The 21,936-nt window shown below is 59.1% G+C and carries 21 protein-coding genes; 15 read left to right on the forward strand and 6 right to left on the reverse strand.

Translation table 11 applies throughout. The features are described from left to right. Positions 1-52 precede the first annotated feature (52 nt). Genes ACFOOQ_RS19640 through ACFOOQ_RS19655 form a run of 4 tightly spaced genes read left to right on the forward strand, consistent with a single transcriptional unit; the run spans position 53 to position 6,972 of the window. On the forward strand, positions 53-1,648 hold the full coding sequence (locus ACFOOQ_RS19640; RefSeq protein ID WP_379729369.1) for a DNA cytosine methyltransferase: 1,596 nt from the start codon (positions 53-55) through the stop codon (positions 1,646-1,648). Then, complete coding sequence (locus ACFOOQ_RS19645) at positions 1,636-3,630, forward strand: ATP-binding protein (protein WP_379729371.1); 1,995 nt, start codon at positions 1,636-1,638, stop codon at positions 3,628-3,630. Before ACFOOQ_RS19640 ends, ACFOOQ_RS19645 begins: the two co-directional genes overlap by 13 nt. Further along, the gene (locus ACFOOQ_RS19650; protein ID WP_379729372.1) at positions 3,630-5,996 is read left to right on the forward strand and encodes a Z1 domain-containing protein; all 2,367 of its coding nucleotides are present in this window, start codon (positions 3,630-3,632) and stop codon (positions 5,994-5,996) included. The genes ACFOOQ_RS19645 and ACFOOQ_RS19650 overlap by 1 nt, the downstream gene beginning before the upstream one ends. Then, on the forward strand, positions 5,989-6,972 hold the full coding sequence (locus ACFOOQ_RS19655) for a PD-(D/E)XK motif protein (RefSeq protein WP_379729373.1): 984 nt from the start codon (positions 5,989-5,991) through the stop codon (positions 6,970-6,972). Before ACFOOQ_RS19650 ends, ACFOOQ_RS19655 begins: the two co-directional genes overlap by 8 nt. A gap of 47 nt (positions 6,973-7,019) precedes the next feature. Here ACFOOQ_RS19655 and ACFOOQ_RS19660 read toward each other — a convergent pair whose 3' ends face one another. Next, the gene (locus ACFOOQ_RS19660) at positions 7,020-8,525 is read right to left on the reverse strand and encodes a DNA sulfur modification protein DndB (RefSeq protein ID WP_379729374.1); all 1,506 of its coding nucleotides are present in this window, start codon (positions 8,523-8,525) and stop codon (positions 7,020-7,022) included. Positions 8,526-8,768: 243 nt separating this feature from the next. Between ACFOOQ_RS19660 and ACFOOQ_RS19665 the strand changes: the two genes are divergently transcribed. From ACFOOQ_RS19665 to ACFOOQ_RS19680, 4 genes are all read left to right on the forward strand, one after another. Continuing rightward, a complete protein-coding gene (locus ACFOOQ_RS19665) occupies positions 8,769-9,164 on the forward strand; it encodes a very short patch repair endonuclease (RefSeq protein WP_379729375.1) in 396 nt (131 codons plus the stop codon). 78 nt (positions 9,165-9,242) lie between these two features. After that, positions 9,243-9,590: a hypothetical protein gene (locus ACFOOQ_RS19670; RefSeq protein ID WP_379729376.1), complete on the forward strand. Its 348-nt coding sequence runs from the start codon at positions 9,243-9,245 to the stop codon at positions 9,588-9,590. Positions 9,591-9,605: 15 nt separating this feature from the next. Then, the gene (locus ACFOOQ_RS19675) at positions 9,606-10,301 is read left to right on the forward strand and encodes a metallophosphoesterase family protein (protein WP_379729377.1); all 696 of its coding nucleotides are present in this window, start codon (positions 9,606-9,608) and stop codon (positions 10,299-10,301) included. Positions 10,302-11,374: 1,073 nt separating this feature from the next. Beyond that, positions 11,375-12,337 carry a DUF3800 domain-containing protein gene (locus ACFOOQ_RS19680; RefSeq protein WP_379729378.1) on the forward strand — a complete coding sequence of 321 codons (963 nt, stop codon included), beginning with the start codon at positions 11,375-11,377 and terminating at the stop codon, positions 12,335-12,337. A gap of 44 nt (positions 12,338-12,381) precedes the next feature. Here ACFOOQ_RS19680 and ACFOOQ_RS19685 read toward each other — a convergent pair whose 3' ends face one another. Both ACFOOQ_RS19685 and ACFOOQ_RS19690 read right to left on the reverse strand, forming a co-directional pair. Further along, positions 12,382-12,588, reverse strand: a complete 207-nt coding sequence (locus ACFOOQ_RS19685) for a hypothetical protein (RefSeq protein ID WP_379729379.1) — start codon at positions 12,586-12,588, stop codon at positions 12,382-12,384. 115 nt (positions 12,589-12,703) lie between these two features. Then, the gene (locus ACFOOQ_RS19690; protein WP_379729381.1) at positions 12,704-13,099 is read right to left on the reverse strand and encodes a hypothetical protein; all 396 of its coding nucleotides are present in this window, start codon (positions 13,097-13,099) and stop codon (positions 12,704-12,706) included. 353 nt (positions 13,100-13,452) lie between these two features. Here ACFOOQ_RS19690 and ACFOOQ_RS19695 point away from each other — a divergent pair, with 353 nt between their 5' ends. From ACFOOQ_RS19695 to ACFOOQ_RS19710, 4 genes are all read left to right on the forward strand, one after another. Beyond that, positions 13,453-13,875: an organic hydroperoxide resistance protein gene (locus ACFOOQ_RS19695; protein ID WP_379729383.1), complete on the forward strand. Its 423-nt coding sequence runs from the start codon at positions 13,453-13,455 to the stop codon at positions 13,873-13,875. 70 nt (positions 13,876-13,945) lie between these two features. Beyond that, complete coding sequence (locus ACFOOQ_RS19700) at positions 13,946-14,410, forward strand: MarR family winged helix-turn-helix transcriptional regulator (RefSeq protein ID WP_379729384.1); 465 nt, start codon at positions 13,946-13,948, stop codon at positions 14,408-14,410. A 102-nt stretch (positions 14,411-14,512) separates the two neighbouring features. Next, on the forward strand, positions 14,513-15,472 hold the full coding sequence (locus ACFOOQ_RS19705; RefSeq protein WP_379729387.1) for a ribonucleotide-diphosphate reductase subunit beta: 960 nt from the start codon (positions 14,513-14,515) through the stop codon (positions 15,470-15,472). A 70-nt stretch (positions 15,473-15,542) separates the two neighbouring features. Continuing rightward, positions 15,543-16,073: a GNAT family N-acetyltransferase gene (locus tag ACFOOQ_RS19710; RefSeq protein ID WP_379729388.1), complete on the forward strand. Its 531-nt coding sequence runs from the start codon at positions 15,543-15,545 to the stop codon at positions 16,071-16,073. On the opposite strand, the gene ACFOOQ_RS19715 is transcribed toward ACFOOQ_RS19710, so the two are convergent. Next, entirely contained in the window at positions 16,070-17,269 is a 1,200-nt protein-coding gene (locus tag ACFOOQ_RS19715; protein WP_379729389.1) for a DUF1501 domain-containing protein, read from the reverse strand. The genes ACFOOQ_RS19710 and ACFOOQ_RS19715 overlap by 4 nt on opposite strands. A 33-nt stretch (positions 17,270-17,302) precedes the next feature. After that, positions 17,303-18,688 carry a DUF1800 domain-containing protein gene (locus ACFOOQ_RS19720; protein ID WP_379729390.1) on the reverse strand — a complete coding sequence of 462 codons (1,386 nt, stop codon included), beginning with the start codon at positions 18,686-18,688 and terminating at the stop codon, positions 17,303-17,305. On the opposite strand from ACFOOQ_RS19720, the gene ACFOOQ_RS19725 reads away from it, so the two are divergent. The 3 genes from ACFOOQ_RS19725 (at position 18,687) to ACFOOQ_RS19735 (ending at position 21,081) form a co-directional block, all read left to right on the forward strand. Next, complete coding sequence (locus ACFOOQ_RS19725; protein ID WP_379729391.1) at positions 18,687-18,842, forward strand: hypothetical protein; 156 nt, start codon at positions 18,687-18,689, stop codon at positions 18,840-18,842. The genes ACFOOQ_RS19720 and ACFOOQ_RS19725 overlap by 2 nt on opposite strands. A gap of 165 nt (positions 18,843-19,007) precedes the next feature. Next, entirely contained in the window at positions 19,008-19,961 is a 954-nt protein-coding gene (locus ACFOOQ_RS19730; RefSeq protein ID WP_379729392.1) for a succinylglutamate desuccinylase/aspartoacylase domain-containing protein, read from the forward strand. A gap of 22 nt (positions 19,962-19,983) precedes the next feature. Next, entirely contained in the window at positions 19,984-21,081 is a 1,098-nt protein-coding gene (locus tag ACFOOQ_RS19735; protein ID WP_379729393.1) for an AbrB family transcriptional regulator, read from the forward strand. Here the strand turns inward: ACFOOQ_RS19735 and ACFOOQ_RS19740 are convergent, their stop codons facing one another. Next, positions 21,082-21,864, reverse strand: coding sequence for a methyltransferase domain-containing protein (locus ACFOOQ_RS19740; protein ID WP_379729394.1), 783 nt, complete (start codon positions 21,862-21,864; stop codon positions 21,082-21,084). Positions 21,865-21,936: the final 72 nt, after the last annotated feature.

Genomic DNA, 21,936 nt, shown 5'->3' on the forward strand with positions numbered 1-21,936 from the left:
ATGCTTTTCGGGTGTGGCTAGACCTTAATTTTTATGTTCTGGCACGGGGAAAATGGCCGCGTCACTTGCCATACGCCGAAAACTCGCTCGGCTAAAATCCAATAATCCGCCGCGATTTATGGACCTTTTTGCGGGTTGCGGCGGCATATCATTGGGTTTTGTGACGGCGGGCTTTGAGTTGGTTGCATCAGTCGAATCGGACCCCTGGGCTGCCGAATCGCATGGAGTAAACTTCGCAGCCGCTAGCCATGGACCGAACACGGCTGGTCATTTCAAAGCGCGAGATATTACGAAGGAAAGTCCGGCTTCAGTCTTCAAAGATTTGGGGCTTCGGGGACCCGCCGATGAACAAATAGACGTCCTTGTTGGAGGCCCTCCATGCCAAGCATTTTCCAGGGTGGGCCGAGCCAAACTTCGCGCAGAAGCTCATAAGCGTGAATTGGATAATGCTGACATAGCCTTCCTCGTCGATGGTCGCGTGAATCTATGGCAGCGATACTTGCATTACGTTCGAGAGACCAAGCCCCTTGCACTGCTTATGGAGAATGTTCCCGACGTGTTGAACCACGGCGGCAACAATGTCGCGGAAACCATCGCGTCTCACTTGCAGAAGGAAGGTTACCGAGTTCGGTACACGCTATTAAATGCGTCATGGTTTGGCGTCCCCCAAATTCGTGAACGGATGTTTTTGATCGGTGTTCACGAAGATTTAGATGTCGACGTAATATTTCCCGCTCCCACTCATTTTTCGATTCTCCCTCCGGGCTACGAAGGCACAAGGGCTGCAGCAAGAAAACTCATTTCTAGCGCGCCAAGCCTCGACCTTGGAGCTGAGCATAGTCATTGCTGGATCAGTGATCCTTCAGAGGCTGACCGCCTTCCCCCGACCACAACATCAGGCGAGGCATTGGCGGACCTCCCGCCTATCTTTGCACTTGAACTTCTTAAGGCAGGAGAGATCGCCAGAGGCCGGAAGGACCCCGCCGACCCGGTTCACTACACTTCTTCGATGGCGTCAACAAAATGGTCGAACCTCATGCGGAACTGGCCCGGATTTAAAACAGAGGGCCACACCACAGGACATATCATTCGATACCTGCCTCGCGACTACAAAATTTTTAAGCTGATGGAAGAAGGGTGGCAGTATCCAGATATCTGGCACTTTGTCGAAGCCAAGCGTGAACAGCTCCTCAATCGTCATTGGAAGAGAAACGTTCAGAATGAGAGTGCAAAAAGCCGCCACGAAGCATTGATCAAAGATTGGACGCTTCCTTATGACCCGGGGAAATTTCCAAACAAGTGGTGGAAGCTCTATGAGCACAAGCCGTCGCGAACGTTGATGGCCCATCTTGGCAAAGACTCATACAGTCATATTCACTTCGATCGGGAACAGGCTCGAACAATTTCCGTTCGTGAAGCAGCACGACTACAATCATTCCCCGATGGATTTATTCTGCGCGGCAGCATGAACCCCGCATTTAAACAAATAGGCAATGCAGTCCCCCCCTTGGTCGCCTATGCGATCGCCATGACCTTGCGAACTATGATCGGATGTCGGCGGCTCACAGATATGCGGACTGATCTTCTTGGCCTAAACGGCCGCCCACGATCTACAGCTGGCGGAAATATAAGGCGATGCGCTTCCTAATATTGCGAATTCTAACCCACAGCGAACTCGGTGTATTTCACGAGTACAGACGCCAAGGTAAAGAAGGCTCCAAGCAACGCGCAATCAATTTTGATTGGGATGTCGTAGATCGTGTATTCCCGGCCGCTAAAGACGACGACCGTATCGACATGGACCTCGAGTACGAAACAGATTCGGGTACAGGAAGCGCCCGCCAATGGTTGAAACGGCAAGATAAGAATTGGCGCCTGGAAGGAAACTGCCCGACAGACAAGTGTTACCATTTCGTCGAACCGGGCTGTCTGTTTGCAATGGAAGTTGACGCGAGTAAGAGCCCTGCCTCTGGTTCTTGGGCCGTATTTTCTCGATCTGATGACGCGACCAGAGCCATCCTCAATGATGGTGAGAGCCGCGGGCTGGCAAAATCATCAATGATTGCACTGCATGATGATGAGGGGCGGCATATTTGGGAGATTCTATCCAATGCCAGACCGAAACTCTTTTCCTTTCGCGGCAATGGAGCAAAGGACATGACAGGCGAGATCCCGTCTAAGGGTAAGAAACTTGATCCGAATCCGGCCCGGCTGGTGCAGATTCTGGCAGCTGTTGGCCACACTCTACCTTCTGCTGTCGCGGATATTGTCGACAATGCCATTACGGCAAATGCGACACGGATCGACATAACATTCGGCCGCCCTGATACTGGACATGGGCGCTGGATGGCTATTGCCGACAACGGAACCGGAATGGATGAAGACACACTTGCTGAAGCAATGAGGATTGGTAGTGCCCTGGAGTACCAATCAAACAGCCTGGGGAAGTATGGTTACGGGCTGAAGGGGGCATCATGGTCGCAAGCCAAGGTCTTTACTGTCATTACCAAACAAGAAGGTAAACCTGTTCACCACCTGACCTGGGATGTGAACGACATGCAGGATTGGACCGCGAAATCGGATCCACTTGAATCCTGGGAGCGTGATGCAGCCAAACTTGAGAATCATGGAACTGCCGTCCTTTGGAAAAATATGAAGCCTCCCCAAACCGGCCCTGGACTTCGCGGATTGGACCCGTTTACCGGTGAAATTCTTCAGCTAGAGCGCCACCTTGAGCTCGTGTTTCATCGTTTCCTCGAAGGTGACGCCAAGGGCCGTCAGAAAGTCACAATTGCCATAAATGGCAAACCAATTGCGCCGAACAACCCGGTTGGTCATGCACTGGTTGAACCATTTGATGCCAAAACGATTCGAGTTCCGACTGAAACCGAAGATGGAAAGGTTCTTGTCCGAGCCAATGTATTGCCGTCTGAGGAAGAGGTCACAAAGTTCCACGGAGCCGATTCTGAAGCAGCAAAGAGAGATCTTGACCGCATTGGCCTGTACGGAAAACGGAATGACACTCAAGGGCTCTTCATATACCGCCACGACCGTTTGATTAAATGGGGTGGTTGGCACCAAATGTGGGAAACGAATGACGAAAAAACCAAACTTGCTCGAGTAATCGTAGATTTTGACGACGTTTTAGACGATGCGTTCAAGATCAACATCAGCAAGCAGATTGTACAGCTGCCCCAATCACTCCAAATTGAAGTTAAGAAGCTCTCCGACGTTGCGAGAAAGGCGAGCCAGCAAAAATACAGAAAGCCAAAGCAGTCGTCTAATCCAGGACCATCAGCTGGTAGTGCTGGCAATCGCCATGTTCCAGGCAGTTCGCAACCAGCCCAACCTCGCACGCTTCAAACGCCGACGGGCTCATCACCCGCCTCTGCTTCAATCCCCCCAAGCGTATCGGTTACCGACGTGTCCACGGATAAGTTCTTGTGGAAGGTGTCGACCGGCCTCACTGGTTTAGTTGACCTGCAATTTAGTGCGGTAAGTACTGACCTTTCAGGCCTGATCAAGCAGATTCAGGATGATGAAATAGCCGTTGAATATTTAACAAATTTTCTCCGCAAGCTAGACGACATAGGCGTCCAAAGATTGTTATTGGAGCGGAAGATTGCCTGATGGAAGCGGTTCGCATCTTAGGAGGCATACCGCCCAAAGCCGCCTGGACGGATAGAATTCAGCTTAGCGGCTGGTATCACTGGTCCCGCCTGGAAGCGCTACTAAAGAATGATGGGAAGTGGACTAGAGACCAGATTGCTTCTTTATCCGCAGAGTCACTTCGCGTTCTCCGGCACCTGCCTGATCCAAAGAGCGACTTTCCATTTCAAGGTCGCGGCCTCGTAGTGGGGTACGTCCAAAGCGGAAAAACTGCAAATTACACTGCCGTAGCCGCCCGAGCCGTAGACGCGGGCTACCGGATAGTCGTTGTCCTTTCTGGCATTCATGACTCGCTGCGCAACCAGACCCAGAACCGGCTCGAGCGTGAACTAACCGGACATCAATCGGACGGCGTAGCCCCCGCTGAGCTGGGACGGGAGTGGATTTGCCTTACCACACCGACCGACGACTTTCAGGAGCCCGACGTCAGGATTTTGCAGTCTCCTGCACCCTTTCTCGCAATTGTGAAAAAGCACACGGTCATACTGGGAAAGCTGGACAAGTGGCTGGACTCTGCTTCGCGATATTTGTTCGACATGCCTGTTCTCATAATCGATGACGAAGCCGACCAAGCCTCCATCAATACCAAAGGAAACAGACCACCGGACCCTTCAATTGATGACGGGGATGACGAAGACACAACATCTGCACCATCGAAAACGAACGCGCTCATCAGATCTATCCTTGGACGCGCGCCAAAAGCATCATATATCGCATATACAGCGACGCCGTTCGCCAACATTTTTATCGACCCGACTGCCGTTGACCGGCGAGTCGGCGAAGATCTATTCCCACGCGACTTCGTAATCCAACTTCCGCGGCCAGACGGCTATACTGGGACTGAAGAGCTGTTCGGATCGACGGCCCGCGACCGGAACGTGCTGCAGCCCGTCCCCGAAGAAGACATAAAATCCCTCCGCTCTGCGCGCAGGAAGAAAAGCACTCAAATCGTCATTGATAGGAAGCCGGATAGCCTCCCACTTTCTTTATCTAATGCACTTATCTCCTTCTGTCTTGCCGGGTCGATTCGATCCCTGCGCCCTCAGTTCGAAGATGCACCGCACACCATGTTGGTGCATGTAAGCCAGCGGATTCCGGATCAAGAGCGTATTGCGGCAAGTATTCGGGAGCAGGTTGAATTGTGGCGCGCCGCTGACGCACAACAACAAAATCTCGAAGGAATTTTTCGACCTGTATGGAACGAATTCAAAGGCGGTGTAGCGGCACCAGCAGATGAGCAGACAATTATTCGAGCCGCTATCTCTGTTCTGCGACAGCTGGATGTAGTCACGCTGAATAGCGATTCGAATCAGAACCTAGAATACGATACTAAGCCCGGACGTCATATCGTCGCGGTTGGCGGGAATAGACTGTCGCGCGGCCTGACACTTGAAGGGCTTACAGTGTCGTATTTCCTTCGCACCACCTCTATGGCAGACACTCTGCTGCAGATGGCGCGCTGGTATGGGTTTCGGCACGGATACGAAGATTTGATTCGCATCTGGACGACCGATGGTATTGCTCGATGGTTCGCCGAACTCGCCCTTGTCGAACAATCCCTCAGGGACGCTATTGTTTCACTTGGCCAGGCCGGACGGCGCCCGAATCAAATGGCTCTCAGATTGCGAGCACACAGCGAGCTATTGCTGACTGCCAGAAACAAATCCAGGACTGCCGCAACACAAGCTGACTCGTGGTCAGGCGAGCACCCCCAAACCGTCATGCTTCCGCTCTCTGAGCCATCCAAGCTGACTGCAAATTTGGAACTCACAACTAATCTTCTATCTGCACTTCGTCCAAGCGAGCGCTTTCATGGCGGCTATATTGCGCGCGACGTTAGCGCGGCAGTGATTATCGAGTTCCTGCGTAACTACCAAACTCATGATGACATAGTAGCACTTCGGCCCAATCTCCTCGCGGATTGGATAGCCGCCAGAAGCACTGTCGACGAGTTGGTTGACTGGACGGTATTCGTTCCGTCGCCATCGAGCGGCAATCCGACTAAATTGGGGGACCTGGAAGTAGGCTTGGTGAAACGCAGCCCACTCAGCAGTGAAGGGATAGGAATCCTCACTGACCCCGCACATGAGGGAGTGGACCTGCCTGAAGGACCAGAAGGATTTAAGCGCGAAAGTGGAGCGTATGACGCGGAAGCTATGAGGGCTGCACGACCTGCGTCGCAGGGGCTACTGATCGTTTACCCGCTTGACCCCGAAATCCTTCGCGTATCGAACATCAACGCCGTCATTGCAATCGCCTTGAGCCTGCCACGCACTTCAGATGAGGGCGCGAATTGGGTTGTAAATTCTGAGGTGACTCGTGACTGAGACACCCAACCCGGCTCTTTGGTCAACACTGCGCGCCAACAGGCCGCGATCTGAAGGATCACTAGTCACCGCTCCAATTGTGATTGACGGCTCTCCCACCCCTTTAAGTGTGGCGATGGACAGCTCAGGATTTTTACATTTAATGATACCTGTGCAAAGCGGCCCAGTTGGCCCCAAACCGGCGGATTTGAATGGGCTGAGGCTTCGCCACTCGATTTTGGAAAGCGGTGAAGTATTGGACCTGTCCGCACCACCGTCACATGAGCGGGTCTTTACTCCTTTCTGCCGCGACATCATTGACGCTGTAGTAGTGCATAGCCGCGAACCTTGGGCCGCTGCAGCAGCGACGGTGCGAGCCTGGCAGTCAGCCTGGAAGCCCATGCGCCAACACATGGAGAAAACAGCTCAAGTAGGTCTGTTCGGCGAGCTACTTTTCCTGAATAGCATAATGCTCCCAAGCATTGGCACAACTTCGATCGATGAATGGAGCGGCCCGAATCAAGAGCGCCATGATTTTTCGGGTGAGCAGATTCACGTTGAAGTGAAGACGACAAGGAAAGGTCGATCTGAGCACGAAATTTCGAGACTCGACCAGCTTCGAGTGCCCGACGGTCGACGATTACTTCTCGCGTCTATCCAAGTTGAAGAATCGATCACTGGAGAGCATTCCCTCGCGACCCAAATCGATTCTGTAGTCGAATTTATTCGGATGGATGCCGCTGCGCTCGATCTCTTTATGAGCAAGCTCTATGACCTCGGCTGGGCTGAGGAAATGCGAGAATCTGGGGAAATGCTTAAATTTAACGTAAGGGCTGCCGACGTCTATGAAGTGGACTCAGATTTCCCTCGTATCCCTGACGATTTCGAGCAGCCGAGCGGTGTTGTGTCGATAAAATATATTATCGATTTAGCTAACATTCCGAAATTGGATCGTGATGAAACCATTTTGGCGATAAGGGAAGCCCATCTTGGCTAGAGCCCAGGAAACAACACCTGTGATTGGCCTCCCTACTTCGCTCATTCTTAGTTGAAGCTATTTTGTTTGTGCTCGAATTCGTCTGCGTCCGCGATAGCATTTGCAACGGTCGGACGAGGACTGAACCCGAGTTGATAGCGTATTAAGTCTCCGATTCGCGGGTAGACATCGTTGTGCCTGGAGCCAAAGCGGACCCACTTGTTTGCCTCATCCCAGTTTCCGGCGTCTAAATTTGTGCCTTCCGGAACAAATACGTAGTTCTCGATGCCTGGGAACTTTTCAGCTCTTGCCGACTTTGTCATGAACAAAGCCTGCCAAATTTCGTTTGTGTGGTTGAAATCCAGTCTTCCTGCGGCAATGGCGGTAAATAAATCTGCCAAATGCTGGTGATTTTGCACTGTTTTCGTGCCGTATCCTAAATCATAGGCTAACTTGGCGATCGCTTTCTGAACCACAGTTTGTTGGAGCACTGTTACTGATCGAGCTCCCTTGGTTCCAAAGCCAGGAACCGCTGCAATAGACTTCCAAAACTTCCTGCCGAATTCAGCGCGCTCGCTCACTAGGGCTGGCGTGACCAGGGAAGACGACGTCTTGCCGTTGAACAATAGAGAGCAGATTTGCAGGAGATCTTTCCTCTTCAATTGCCCTGTATCGTGGTGCCAATCCGATTGATCGGCATCGGACGGATGCTGAATGATTTCCTCACGAACAAGTACTTCATTGATATATTTATTAAGCGGGTCCGAATGATCAAAGCTGTTTACAAATGAAACTTGTAGAGGCTTCGCCCTAGCATTCAGATCAACGAACATCTGCTGCTCTTGTTCGGCGCTTAATCCTAAATGAACTTCAACGGCTACAGTCGACTTAATAAGAGCCGCCTCAAGAATTTTTTGCCAGAAGTCGTGCTCACTCTCGCTGATTAATTCATCTGAATAGTGAGGGGGGGCGAAGATACCCTTCTTCGGATATTTGTAAGTTCGCGTAACGTCCTTCAAGAATTCCAGGACGTAATCGAAACCCTCCCGTCGATGCTGCCCATCAACGACATAAAGAAGGTGCTTCTGACCCAGGGACACGCGATAGACACCAGTCTGCGTGTCGTTGCGGTCTTTAATTGGGTCAATCGCAATATCACCACCACCGAATCGGCATTGGCGGATGTTGCAGACGATGGGCTGCAATGCAGCATATGGACCGCTTGGCAAATAACTTGCCAATTTCTCCAGTGCGGGTGAGATCTGTGCACCCCCGCTTTTCATTTCTCGCAGCTGCGCATTCACCAAGCCCATCAGTGTGTACTGTGCCAGAGCCTTTGCATGGCCGGGTATCAACGATCTTTGCGCTACCGCTTCGTCTGCAAATTGTGCATTTGCGGCGTTGTTTGTTCGGTTGGCCACCCAGGAGATATCAATGAACTGGCGCAACGAGAGAGACAGCTTGAGTGTCAAACTTCCCAAATTCTCCCCCACAAGGGCGACATAGGTTCGAGTTTGACTATCGAGTGCGCCAGCGAGGTCGGCCAAGGTCTGAGGATGCGACGGATTGTTCATGATTTGCGTTCCCCCAAGGATTAGAAATCCAGGAGTAAGGATTTTTTTGTCCTGGCACAAGAAAAAAATCACCAGGGTATTTTTTATTTTTACCTGGTGAATAAAATTGTATTCCGCTTAAATCTTCGACAGCCATCCTTTCCAGCAAGAATTGTACACCTCGACAACATGTTATCTGTAGTCCACATGGCAAAGCGCAGCTCATCAGATCGAGGCGGGGCAAGACGACATCGGGGGGACTTTATGTCGCCGGAAGTTCGCAGCGCCGTCATGTCAAAGATTCGAAGCAAAGATACTGGACCTGAGCGGCGAATAGCCGAATTGCTTTCCGCACTCGGCTATAGGTGGGAATCCCACGCGAAGGACCTTCCGGGCCGACCGGACCTTGTCTTCATGGCGCAAAGGGTAGCTGTATTCGTAGATGGCGACTTTTGGCACGGGTGGAGGTTTTCTCAGTGGAGAGACAAGCTTTCCGAAGCCTGGGAAGCGAAGATTGAAGCAAATCGACGTCGTGATATTCGAAACCGCAGACGCTTGAGGCGTATGGGTTGGCGAGTAGTGCGCTTGTGGGAACATCAAATTGAGCGAGACTGCGATAAGTGTATTGCAAAGATATTGAGTGCGATTGAGGGGGCATAGGCTCCTAACTATAATTGCGGCTGCCTCTCGAGTTGCAGTTCGACATTGCCGACCGTGCCCAATGGACTCCGGCAGAGAGTGCTTCTGCAGCTGCTCTCGACCATTGGAACCCTAACGGCTAAAATTCGCTCTGAACCCGATTCCATGACTCACGCCCTAGAAGCCTTCACCCTGCGTCCTGTCGACCTGACCCGCCCAAATTGGGCGGCCAGCACCCACAAGTCGCGTTGCACAGTGTTTGCGAAGGACGAACGGGCGGCCCGGCGCATCGCCAGCAATCAATTTCGCATCGCCGTAGCCAGTACAATGGGAAAACCCATTCCCACGAGCCCGTGGTTGAACGAGGACGACGTGTACTGCGTGATTGCCAGCGTGCCCGGCGGCATTTCGGCCGATCTCGAAGGCATCGTGGTCATCCCGGACTGATATCGTATTCAGACCGTGTCATCCTTCCTTTTCGCTGGCGACCCGCACGGCAACTTCCGCCCAATCGTCACCGCGGCCCTGAAGGATAAGCCGAAGGCTGTCGTCCTTCTCGGCGACTACGACCTGGCGATGCCGCTCGACCAGGAGATGAAGCCTGTCATCGAGGCTGGCATCGAAGTCTGGTGGATCCGCGGCAACCACGACGCGGACCGCGGGAGCTGGCACGATTTCCTGTTCGGGTCCGCATTGGCAGACTTCGACCTCAATGGCCGGGTCATCGACATCGGTGGCCTGCGGATCGCTGGCCTGGGCGGTGTGTTCGACCCGAAGGTCTGGCACCCGGGCCTGAACAACGGCGAGCCAACCCACCGTTCCCCTGACGCCCTGGCTGAGGCATTGAGCTGGCGCCCGTCGACCAGTCCAGGGCCCGTCCGGAACGGCATCCCGCTTCGGCACCGATCGGCCATCTTCTGGTCCGACTACGAGGCCCTGTGGGACCAGCGGGCCGACATCCTGGTGACACACGAGGCACCGGACTCACACCGGCATGGCTTCAGGGCTCTGGGTGAGCTGGCCGAGGCGATGGGGGTCTCGGTGATCATCCATGGCCACCATCACGAAGCCTATGAGGGCCAGACCGCGGGCGGTGTCCGGGTTATCGGGGTCGATCGGGAGGCGGTGGTGGGGTGGCCGGGTGCCGATTTCATTTAAACTCAAGTAAATCGAACCGAATACATCTGTATTCCAGTAAAAAATTCGCAAAGCTCTTGGCTAAGTCTTGAGAATAGATATTGTTTATTTGAACCTTCAGCTAAACTTGATCTCGGGCGTATTGTCGCCCTGCGCTGGCGACCGATGAATTGGCCCGATATTATTATCAATGGTACGACGCACTCTCTTGCGCACGTCCAGCCCTTCTCCTTCGACTACACTATTCCCGCTTCAGGTCCCTATCCTGAATTTCAACGGAAGATAAATGTTGTCTTCAGCTGCCACTGCTTCACAGTCGACATCGCAAAGATTCATCCCCACTTGAGCGGGCGCAATCCGGCTGCATGGCCCGCGCAACTACAGTCACACAAAGTTCCAGATGCGAATGGTTATACGCGAATGTTCGACCCACTGAGGTGGAACACGTCGCTCAGAATTCGAGATATTGTTCGCTCGCTCGACCGCCGTCGATGCTTCATGCAAAAATCCGGTAACCTGATGACCGGCGATCCACAGCCCTTGCCAAAGTCAACTGCACCGGTGTTGGCGGTATGCGTCAGTCTTAAGCGGATCGACGCAACCAGCCTGCGCATGATTGTTGAAACGGCTCACATGCGACCGTCCGACAGGTTCCCGAGGGGCAATCCGATGCGCTTCATGGTATTCGCAAGGAAATCGCTATAGAAAAAAGGCCCCTCAATTTGAGGGGCCTTGGATCTCTCCTGGAATTTCTCGGAACCTCTTCCCTAGTTTGCTAGGTATGGCCACTCCGGGTGGGAACCAACTTTTTGACGGCTGGCGGGCGGGTTCTATTTACGGCGGCGCGATATGATCGCTGTGCCACAAACATCCGATCGAAACCCCTTTGGGTGCTTTACAGCATACTTCGTTCGACTCACTCCGTCAATTATCAAATTCGAAGCATACCGGTTTATTCCAATAAAATCAGTGATTTGGGAGCTATGGCGATGTGAAGGTATTTTCTGCTTTGAAGGCGCCGATGTGAACCTAAGTTATTTAAAAATCTATAAAATTCGAATTCAATGTAATCAAAATAAAATGTCCATCTCCTGTTGATTTTCGTCGCACTGCACGACATATTGCTGATAGCAAAGCTAAACGCCGTACCGGGAAACTGGGCGGCAGATCCTACGGCCGCCCGCAAGGCGGCCGTAGTTGTTTGGGAGGGGACCCAAACAATGTATATTTGCTATATTGATGAAGCAGGTGATACAGGCGCGGTGAAAGCTGCAACGGACAGCACGCAGCCGATATTGGTGATTTCAGCGATATTCATAGAATACAGCCGCTTGCAAGCTTTTACCCAAGATTATATGGCAATGAAAGCAAGTCTTTTCCCAAAGCTAATGACAGGCTTGGGCAGTCGCTATTTAAGCCGAATTCTTCCCGAAATTAAAGGAGCCGAAATCCGGCGCAACGTCGGGCGCGGAAATTCGCGGCAGTACCGTCATGGTATCCGTTTTCTCGATGAGTCGGTCAGGCTCATGCAGTCCCATTACACAAGCATGGTTTCCCGCGTCTGGATAAAAGGTGTCGGCGAGCCGTTCGATGGCCTGCCGGTCTATACCTCGTCAATTCAAGCGATTTATACCTACTTTCAAGCGTTTCTAACTCAAAGGCAGTCATTCGGCATGGTCATCGCCGATAGCCGAACCAAGGGTCTGAACGTTCCAGTTTCGCATTCCATCTTTACTCAAAAATTCCGCTCAGTAGGCGACTCTTACGACAGAATCTACGAGCTGCCTACTTTTGCGCATAGCGATAATCATGCTGGTATTCAGCTGTGCGACACCTTGTGTTCGGCCCTCCTGTTCCCGATGAGCAGCCACGTATACTGCTCGGGTCACATTGATAATGTGCACGTGCAGGAAAAATTTGCAGACCTGAAGATTCGATACGGAACCGCACTCCGTAATCTACAGTTCCGATACCAAGACCCCCGCGGCAAGTGGAACGGTGGCGTGACAGTTTCAGACGCAATCGGCCGACGAAGCGGAAAGCTGCTCTTCACTTGAACCTTCGCGTGATATCACCTAGTACGTGCAGCCGCATCCTTCGGCTATAAACCATTCTTTTCCAGGTGATCGAGGGTCGGCTTGGCGACCTTCATCGAGGCTTTCTTGTTCTTCAGGCCGGTAGGCTTCAGCTCGCAGTAGAAGCCGTTGTCGATGTCGGTGACGGCACAGGCCCCAATCGAGAGCAAGCTGTATTCAGCCGGGACCGGGCCCGATGTCTCGATGTCGACCGATACAAAAATCTCGCGCACTGTCCGAATCCTTGGTCTGTCTTGGCATCGCGCGCCCCTACCTGCGCGTAGAGAACAGGCACAAGCTTGGCTCGGCGCTCAGCACCTTGTCGTCTCGGAAATCGTGCCAGGGCGACTACATCTGTATGTTCATTCCGCCCGCCATCAACTCAGGTGCCGCTTCGCCCGGATCCGCATTGGCCGCCTGGATGGCCGCAATCAGCCGGATGACCGGCTCGATGTCCTCACCTGGCATCACCTCGAACATCTCGAGTGGGCGGTACCGCCCTTGGGCGGCCAGCCAGGCAACCGCGCCAACCAACTTCGGGTCGGGCGGCCCCTTCGAGACGACCGGAACCACAGCCCCATAGACCCTGACGTCCGGCTTGGCCGCTTCGGCCGCCGCGGCAGCGAGAGAGGCTGCAAGGGCGTTCCGGATGGCGCCCGAGACCATTGGCAGCCTGAGGCACTCGACGGGCACCATGGGGGCATCCGGGCTGGCTAGCAGCAGGTACTGGTCTACTTGGAACATGGGCGCGGTCCTTGCGGTGTGCGATGCCCGAGGATGGCTGATCGGCTGGCAAGGGAGACAAATTGGGCGCCAAGGAAAACGGCCGATTTCCGGCATTTTACGTGCGGGCCGATTTGCCCTGTTCGTAAGCCATTGATTTGAAATCAGGATTTTTTGCCGAGATGTCAGACTTTGTGGCAAAAGACGACCATGTTCGTGGCGGAAATCCGAACCCCGTGGCGAACTACACAGCACTTCCCGGCTGCTGGTGACCCCCGTCACAAATATTTAGCTTGTGTCAAATTAGATCGTGCGATATCTATTTGCCTGTAAGCGAATTCACCACCCTAACCAACCAACCAACGGAGTTTCCCATGTCGATCACCCCGCTCTACAGCACCACCGCCACCGCCACCGGCGGCCGTTCGGGCCGCGTCAGCTCGGCCGACGGCATCATCGACCTCGTGCTGGCGATGCCGAAGGAACTGGGCGGCCCGGGCAATGCGGCCAATCCGGAGACCTTCTTCGCCAGCGGCTATTCGGCCTGCTTCCAGGGCGCGCTCGGCCTCGTCGCCCGCAACCAGAAGGTCACCCTGCCCGAGGGCAACACCGTCACGGTGACCATCGGCATCGGCAAGGACGAGACCAGCTTCGGCCTCAACGCCAGGATCTCGGTCAAGCTGCCGGGCATGGACAAGGCCGCCGCCGAGGCGCTGGTCGCCGCCGCCCACCAGGTCTGCCCGTATTCCAAGGCGACCCGCGGCAATATCGACGTCGCCCTCGAGACGGTGGTCTGATCCGCTCTGAGGCAAGGCTCGCGGCGCCGGATGGACAGTCCCTCCGGCGCCGCCTACCCTCGGAATCACCATGACCGACCAGACCACACCTCGCGGCCTTGATGACCAGCTCTGCTTCGCGCTCTATGCGGCGTCGAACGCGATGACGCGCATCTACCGCGAGCTGCTGGAGCCGCTCGGCCTCACCTATCCGCAGTATCTCGCCATGCTGGTGCTGTGGGAGCAGGCGCCGGTCAACGTGAAGACGCTGGGCGACCGGCTGCAGCTCGATTCCGGCACGCTGACCCCCATGCTCAAGCGCATGGAGCAGGCCGGACTGGTCAGCCGCCGCCGCGACCCGGCCGACGAGCGCCAGCTCGCAGTCAGCCTGACCGAAGCCGGCCAGGCGATGCGTCCGGCCGCCGCCCGCATGCAGGCGGAGCTGGCCTGCCGGCTGCCGCTGCCGCTGGCCGATATCGTGCGGCTGCGCGGCGAACTGCAGGGCCTGGCCGCCGGGCTGAATGCCGGCCAGGCGACTGGCGGCCAGGCGGAATAATCCACAGGCTTCCGACCCCAAATCTGGGGTTTACGCTTGCTGCATCCACCAGATGTTGCGATAGTCTCCCCTGATTGAATCGCTCTGCTGCGGGGAACTGTCATGTCGCTTCTGGATTCCAAGCCGGTCTACAAGCCCTTCAAGTATCCGTGGGCCTACGAAGCCTGGATGACCCAGCAGCGCGTCCACTGGCTGCCCGAGGAAGTGCCCTTGGCCGACGACGTCAAGGACTGGCAGAAGAAGCTGACGCCCGGCGAGAAGAACCTGCTGACGCAGATCTTCCGCTTCTTCGTCCAGGCCGACGTCGAAGTGAACAACTGCTACATGAAGCACTATGCGCGGGTGTTCAAGCCGACCGAAGTGCAGATGATGCTGGCCGCCTTCTCCAACATGGAGACGGTGCATATCGCCGCCTATTCGCACCTGCTCGACACCATCGGCATGCCCGAAGAAGAGTATTCCGCCTTCCTCCGCTACAAGGAGATGAAGGACAAATACGACTACATGCAGCAGTTCGGCGTCGAGACCAAGGCGGACATCGCCAAGACGCTGGCCGTGTTCGGCGCGTTCACCGAAGGCCTGCAGCTCTTCGCCTCCTTCGCCATCCTGCTGAACTTCCCGCGCTTCAACAAGATGAAGGGCATGGGCCAGATCATCTCGTGGAGCGTGCGCGACGAGAGCCTGCACACCAATTCGATCATCAAGCTGTTCCGCACCTTCGTCGAGGAGAATCCGGAAGTCTGGAACGACGAGTTCCAGCGCGACCTTTATGTCGCCTGCTCGACCATCGTCGACCACGAGGATGCCTTCATCGACCTCGCCTTCGAGATCGAGGGCGTGCAGGGACTGACCGGTCAGGAAGTGAAGGACTACATCCGCTGGACCGCCGACCGCCGCCTGCTGCAGCTCGGCCTGCAGCCGATGTACCGCATCGAGAAGAACCCGCTGCCGTGGCTCGATGCCATCCTGAACGGCGTCGAACACACCAACTTCTTCGAGAACCGCGCCACCGAATATTCCAAGGCCTCGACGCAGGGGTCATGGGAAGACGCCTTCGCGTAACGCAGGCGTGACGGGACAAGCCACAGCGGCCGGGACATACTCCCGGCCGTTTTCGTTTGTCAGGCCTGCCATGATCGAACAACCGACCTATCGCATCCGCGCCGCCCGCCCTGCCGAGGCCGATATCCTGCGCGCCATCGAGAGTGCCGCCGGCCAGGCTTTCGTCGCGGTCGGCTATGGCGATATCGCGGAACAGGAGGACACGACCGTACCGGCCCTGCGCGCCGCCGCCGTGGCGGGCCGGCTGCTGGTCATCATCGACGCGGCGGACCACCCGGCAGGTTTCATCCTGTGCCGCGACCTCGACGGCGACCTGCATGTGCAGGAACTCGACGTCCACCCCGACCATGCCGGCCGGCGCCTCGGTGCCCGGCTGCTCGATGCCGCCGGTGACATCGCGCGGACGCGCGGCCTGCCGGCGCTGTCGCTGACCACGTTTCGCAGCGTGCCGTGGAACGCGCCCTACTACGCCCGGCTCGGCTTCCGCGAGATGCTGCCGGGCGAATACGGCCCCGACCTGCGCATGGAACTGGCCCGCCAGCAGGCCGCCGGCTTCCCGATGGCCGACCGGGTGGCGATGCGGCGGGAACTCGTCTCCTAAGCGCGAATGACGGCAGCCGGCGGCAGCGCGCCCTGGTCGGGGAACAGCGTCGCCAGCCCGGCGCGGCCGTCGAGGCCGAAATGCTGCGCGGCGATGCCCTTGTACAAGGCCGCCACATGCAGGGTCGGCGCGACATCGCGGCCCTCGAACAGCTGTGACTGGCCGAGGCCGGGCCAGTCGGCCAGCACGCGGCCGCCCTGGACCGCGCCGCCGAGCAGGAAGGCGGCGCCCGCCGTGCCATGATCCGTGCCGCCCGAGCCGTTCGGCCGCGCGGTGCGGCCGAACTCGCTGACAGCGAGAATGGCCGTATCGTGCCAGACCGGTCGCAACCCCTCGGCCAGCGTGGTCAGCACGGCGGCCAGTGCCCGGAACTGCTGGTCGAGGCGGTTGGTCTCGGCGCTGTGGGTGTCGAAGCCGTTGAGGTCGAGCACGGCGATGCGCGGGCCCATCGGCTGCACCAGCCGGTCGGCCGCCAGACCGGCCAGCGCGGTGGCGGCTTTGATGCCGCCGCCGAGGCCGTGCATCATCTCGTCGCCGTCATCGCCCGCGCCGAGCGCGGTATGCAGTGCCGGCCCGAGCTGCGCGTCGTCGTTCCACAGGCCGGCCATGCGGTCGAGGAACACCGCCGGCGCGCCGGGCAGCAGGTCGGGGGCGACCGAGGCCACCGGCACAGACCCGCGCAGCGCAAAGGGGATCGTCGGCCCGACCGAGAGGCCGAGCCGGCTGGCACCGTTGCGGCGCTCGACGGCACCGGCCAGCCGGCTGACCCAGCCGGCACTATGCGCGGTGGGCCGATCGAGGCCGGCCTCCAGCACGTCCTGCGCCTCGAAATGCGAGCGCCCGCGATGGCTGGTCGCCACCGCATGCACCGGCAGCAACTCGCCGGCGTCGTAATACGCCTTCAGCGGCGCCAGCTCGCGATGCAGCGCGAAAGTGCCGTCCAGTTGCACGGCATCGCCGGCATCGGCGAAATCTTCCCGCAGGGCCGCAAAGGCCGGATCGCCGACCGGCAGCAGCGCGGCCAGCCCGTCCATACCGCCGCGCAGGATCAGGAACACGAAGCGCTTCTCGCCCTGCGCAGTGGCCGGACTCGTGCGGGCGAAGCTCAGGCGCGGCGCCAGGCTGCCGGCGGCGGCGGCACCGCCCAGCAGATGCAGGGCGCGGCGGCGCGAGAGCAGATTGTGCGGATCGGTCATGGCATGTCTCCGCGTCTCATATCGGCGCCCCGATCAGCGCCATTGGAATTCCGGCGCCGCCAGCACGGTGGCAACGGCGGCCTGGCGGCTTTCGGCACGGGCTACCGCCTGCCGCGTGTCGCTGCCGGCACTGACGCCGAGCGCGACGTCGAGCAGCTCAGCGGGCTCTTCCGGCGGCCGCAGCTTCTGGCCGGCGATATAGGCGAGCTCGATGCGCTGGCGCAAAGCATCGGGCGCCATCCAGTCATTGGCGCGGTCGGGCCAGCCGGCCGGCGACGGCGGCATGAAGGCGGGCTGGCCGAACTGGCGCAGCAGGGCCAGCAGACGCTGCGGCTGCATCTCCAGCCCGGTCAGCCGCGCGGCGGCAACGAGAAAGTCGCGCGGCGTGCGCAGCTTGCGGTTCTGCGGCTGCCAGGCCTCGGGCCGGGCGATCACGGCGAGCGCCATGGCACGCAGGTCGCCGCCGCTGTCACGAAAGGTATCGGCCAGCGCAGCCACCGCGGCCGGCGGCGGATCGTCGGCAATGAACTGGCGGGCCAGCTTTTCGGCAATGTGCTGCGCGGTGGCCGGATGGACCGCCAGCATGGCGAGCGCCGCCTCGCCCTGACCTGCACCATTCTGCGGCTCGAAGACATGGCCGAGCAGCACCTGCGGGCCCGGCTCGTGGATGGCCGGCCGGAAGCAGAAGGCGCCGATGGTGCAGTCGTCGGCAGCGGTGCGGCCGAGCGACCAGCCGGTCAGCAGCTTCGCCAGCGCGATTACATCGGCCTGGGTATAGCCGGCGGCCGGGGTGACGGTGTGCAGTTCAAGCAGTTCGCGGCCGTGATTCTCGTTCAGTCCGACATGGCGGCGCTGGCCGGCGCGCGAATTCGGCCCGATCGAGGCGGCATTGTCGAGATACAGCAGCATGGCCGGATGCCGGGTCGCCGCCAGCAGCATGTCGCCGAAGCGGCCGAAGGCGTGGGGACGGATCGCCTCGCGCTCATAGGCGCCGGCCATGGCGGCGACGATCTGCTGGCGCCCGGCCACGGTGAAATGGTTGGCCCAGAACTGCACCCAGCGCTCGACGAAGGGCGTGTCGCTCTCGGCCTGGGCGCGGAACAGCGCGGCGGCCTCTTCGCGGATCGCAGGCTGCAGCATCTCGCGGGCCGCCTGTGCCGCGCCGGCATCGCCCTGCTTCATGGCCTGGCGGGCGGCGAAAAACCGCGCGGCGTAATCCTCGGCGCGCGGCAGGCCCTGCAGGGCGGCCGGCAGCGGTGCGGCCTGACCCGGCGGTGGCAGCTGGCGGCGCAGCCAGCCCTGCGGATCGGGACCGATGGCCGTGACATCCTGCGGCCGCGCGCCGAAGCCGAAGCGGTTGGCGGCGATCACCGCATCCTTCGGCAGCGGGGCCCCGGACACTGGACTGCTGGGCAGCATGGCGGATTCTCCGGCTGGCTATATCTCGGTCACGGGCGCGGCCGGCGAATCCTGCGGCATCCCACTGTCGATCATGGGGTCGATCATGGGGTCGATCATGGGCGCGATTATGGCCGTCCTGTGGCTGGCCCGCGGGGCGCCGGACCGGATATAACCGTGCGGTCGGCGATTTCCGCGCTTTTCCCTGATTCGCGCGAGTCACCGGCGCCTGTGACAAAAAACGGCGACACAGGATGTCGGTGCGACACAGGACGACAGCCTGTATCCGGTAACCTGCAAGCCCCGCCCACAGCACCAGACAGAGAGTCAGCATCCGACGATGAGCGCCCTGCCCGAGAATCCCCTGCTGCCGATCCCGATCCACCAGTACCGCGAAGGCAATACCGGCGTCCCCTACGCCTTCCAGTTCGACTCCGGCAAGCCGGGCCCGACCGTCGGCATCACCGCGCTGGTCCACGGCAACGAGGTCTGCGGCGCCCATGCACTCGACCTGCTGCTGCGCGAGAAATTCCGCCCTGCCCGCGGCAAGCTGACCCTGATCTTCGGCAATGTCGCCGCCTATTCGCGCTTCGACCCGAACGAGCCGACCGCGTCCCGCTTCGTCGACGAGGACATGAACCGCGTCTGGGGCTCCAACGCGCTGGACGGCGAGCGCCACAGCATCGAGCTGGAACGCGCCCGCGAGATCGAGCCGCTGATCGGCGAGATCGACCTGCTGCTCGACCTGCATTCGATGCAGCAGTTCTCGCCGCCGCTGATGCTGTCGGGCCCGCTGGCGAAGGGCCGCGAACTGGCGGCGAAGGTCGGCGTGCCGGCCACCGTGGTCGCCGACGAGGGCCACAAGGCCGGCGTGCGGATGCGCGACTATGCCGGCTTCGGCGATCCGTCGAGCCAGAAGAACGCCCTGCTGGTCGAATGCGGCCAGCACTGGGAACAGGCGAGCCGCAAGGTCGCCATCGAGACCATGTTCCGCTTTCTGAAAGCCACCCATCTGGCCGATGACGCGCTGCTGGCCACCCATGGAATCGCGGGCGCGCCGCCGGCACAGAAATTCGTCACGGTGACCGATGCGGTGACCATCGAGAGCGACGACTTCGTCTTCGCCCAGACCTATACCGGCCTCGAATGCATCCCGGCCGCCGGCACCGAGATCGCGCGGGACGGCGGCAAGCCGGTGCTGACGCCCTATGACAACTGCGTGCTGATCATGCCGACCAAGCGGCTCAAGCCCGGCCAGACCGCGGTCCGGCTCGGCCGTTACATCGCCGCCTGAGCAGCGAAAGGCGCGCGCGGCGATGGCCGGTCCGCTGCTGCGCCAGGCTGCCGGCAACCTGCCGGCGCTGCTGATCGGCACGCTGGGCGGCTTCATCTTCTTCCTGCTGCATATGCCGCTGGCCTGGATGCTCGGCAGCATGGTCTTCGTCGCCGCCTTCGCCCTGATGAGCGACAGCGGCGGCCAGACCGGCCGCATCCTGCGCCACAGCCTGCCGGTGAAGATCGAGGGTCGCCTGCGCGAGCTGATGGTCACGGTGATCGGCGTGCTGCTCGGCAGTGCCTTCCGCCCGGCGATGCTCGACCGCCTGGTCGAATGGGCCGGCCTGGTCGCCCTGCTGCTCGCCTATATCCCCTTCGTCACCCTGCTCGGCTACCTGCTGTTCCGCAAGGTCGGCAAGTTCGATCCGGTCACCAGCTTCTTCTCGGCGACACCGGGCGGCCTGCAGGAAATGACGGTGATCGGCGAGCATTATGGCGGCGATGCGCGCCATATCGTGCTGACCCACGCGATCCGCATTTTCGTCGCGGTGATGACCATCCCGGTCTATTTCCGCTACATCGCCGGCTATCACGTCCCCTCGATGGCACCCGGCCTGCATGTCACCCAGATGCCGCTGCATGAACTCGCCCTGCTGGCCGGCTGCGGCGTGGTCGGCTGGATCGGCGCGCATTTCCTGCGCATGCCGGCCTCACGGCTGATCGGCCCGATGGTGGTCTCGGCCGCCGTGCATCTGGCCGGCTTCTCCGAAGCCAAGCCGCCGCCGGAGATCGTCGCCATCGCCCAGGTGGTGATGGGCGCGGCATTGGGCACCCGCTTCGCCGGCACGCCGCTCATCGAGATCCGCCGCATCGCCGGGCTCAGCGTCGTCTCGGCGCTGATCATGGTCGGCTGCACGGTGGCCTGCACGTTTGCCTTTGCCGGCCTGATCGGCACACGGTTCGAGACGCTGGCGCTGACCCTGTCACCGGGTGGCCTGGCCGAGATGAGCCTGATCGCGCTGGCGCTCGGCGTCGATGTCGCCATCATCTCGACCATGCATGTGCTGCGCATCGCCATCGTCGTGCTGCTGGCGCCGCTGACCTTCCGGCTGCTGGGGCTCAGGCCGAAGGGCGGGTGATCAGGCCTTGCGCTGCGCCAGGATGAACAGCCGGCGGAACGGGAACAAGGTTCGTCCGTCGGCTTCCTTGGGGTAAGCCGCGCCGACGCGGGCCCGGTAATCGGCCTCGAAGGCGTCGCGCTCCGCGCCGTCCAGGCGGTCGAGGAACTGCTTCAGCCAGGTGCCCTTGGTATATTCCGCCACCGGGTTGTCGCCGGACAATACCTGCAGGTATTCGGTCTCCCAGATGTCCAGCGCCGCCGTGCGGTCCTGCAGCAGGCGCCAGTAGACGCCGGGTTCGGCGACCGGCCGGCGGCGCAGGTAGGGCTCCAGCTTCGCCCGCCACGGCCCCTGCTCGATGGCGTCGACGATGCAGGTATGCGACGGGGCGGCGAAATTGCACGGCATCTGGATGGCGAGCCAGCCGCCGGGCGTCACGCTATCCAGCAGGCCGGGGATCAGCGTCTCGTGATGATCCAGCCAGTGCAGGGCGGCATTGGTGTAGAGCAGGTCCACGGGCCCACCCATCTCTTCTGGCGGGCGCCAGGTCGCGATATCGGCCTCGATGAATTCGGCCTGCGGATACCCGGCACGGGCCTTCGCCAGCATGGCGGGCGATGAATCGACACCGGTGAGCGTCGCGCCCGGCCAGCGCTGCAGGATCAGGGGCGAGAGGTTGCCGGCGCCGCAGCCAAGGTCGACCACGGTGGCCGGATCGGCCAGCGGCACCCGGCCCAGCAGGTCGATGGCAGGCCGCAGGCGTTCGCCGGCGAATTTCAGGTATTGCGTCGGGTCCCAGCTCATGGAAGGAAGGCTAGCGGGAGAACCGCCAACGACAAAGGCCGGAATGATGAATTCTTCTCAAAGCCCCTTGCA

Origin of the sequence: Ferrovibrio xuzhouensis (assembly GCF_042648965.1) — a bacterium.
In the GTDB taxonomy this organism is placed as follows: domain Bacteria; phylum Pseudomonadota; class Alphaproteobacteria; order Ferrovibrionales; family Ferrovibrionaceae; genus Ferrovibrio; species Ferrovibrio xuzhouensis.

Coding starts and splice junctions, on each gene's coding strand:
- ACFOOQ_RS19640 (WP_379729369.1), top strand. CDS start 53: ATGGCCGCGTCACTTGCCATACGCCGAAAACTCGCTCGGCTAAAATCC.
- ACFOOQ_RS19645 (WP_379729371.1), top strand. CDS start 1,636: ATGCGCTTCCTAATATTGCGAATTCTAACCCACAGCGAACTCGGTGTA.
- ACFOOQ_RS19650 (WP_379729372.1), top strand. CDS start 3,630: ATGGAAGCGGTTCGCATCTTAGGAGGCATACCGCCCAAAGCCGCCTGG.
- ACFOOQ_RS19660 (WP_379729374.1), bottom strand. CDS start 8,525: ATGAACAATCCGTCGCATCCTCAGACCTTGGCCGACCTCGCTGGCGCA.
- ACFOOQ_RS19665 (WP_379729375.1), top strand. CDS start 8,769: ATGTCGCCGGAAGTTCGCAGCGCCGTCATGTCAAAGATTCGAAGCAAA.
- ACFOOQ_RS19690 (WP_379729381.1), bottom strand. CDS start 13,099: ATGTTCCAAGTAGACCAGTACCTGCTGCTAGCCAGCCCGGATGCCCCC.
- ACFOOQ_RS19695 (WP_379729383.1), top strand. CDS start 13,453: ATGTCGATCACCCCGCTCTACAGCACCACCGCCACCGCCACCGGCGGC.
- ACFOOQ_RS19700 (WP_379729384.1), top strand. CDS start 13,946: ATGACCGACCAGACCACACCTCGCGGCCTTGATGACCAGCTCTGCTTC.
- ACFOOQ_RS19705 (WP_379729387.1), top strand. CDS start 14,513: ATGTCGCTTCTGGATTCCAAGCCGGTCTACAAGCCCTTCAAGTATCCG.
- ACFOOQ_RS19710 (WP_379729388.1), top strand. CDS start 15,543: ATGATCGAACAACCGACCTATCGCATCCGCGCCGCCCGCCCTGCCGAG.
- ACFOOQ_RS19715 (WP_379729389.1), bottom strand. CDS start 17,269: ATGACCGATCCGCACAATCTGCTCTCGCGCCGCCGCGCCCTGCATCTG.
- ACFOOQ_RS19725 (WP_379729391.1), top strand. CDS start 18,687: ATGGCGGATTCTCCGGCTGGCTATATCTCGGTCACGGGCGCGGCCGGC.
- ACFOOQ_RS19720 (WP_379729390.1), bottom strand. CDS start 18,688: ATGCTGCCCAGCAGTCCAGTGTCCGGGGCCCCGCTGCCGAAGGATGCG.
- ACFOOQ_RS19730 (WP_379729392.1), top strand. CDS start 19,008: ATGAGCGCCCTGCCCGAGAATCCCCTGCTGCCGATCCCGATCCACCAG.
- ACFOOQ_RS19735 (WP_379729393.1), top strand. CDS start 19,984: ATGGCCGGTCCGCTGCTGCGCCAGGCTGCCGGCAACCTGCCGGCGCTG.
- ACFOOQ_RS19740 (WP_379729394.1), bottom strand. CDS start 21,864: ATGAGCTGGGACCCGACGCAATACCTGAAATTCGCCGGCGAACGCCTG.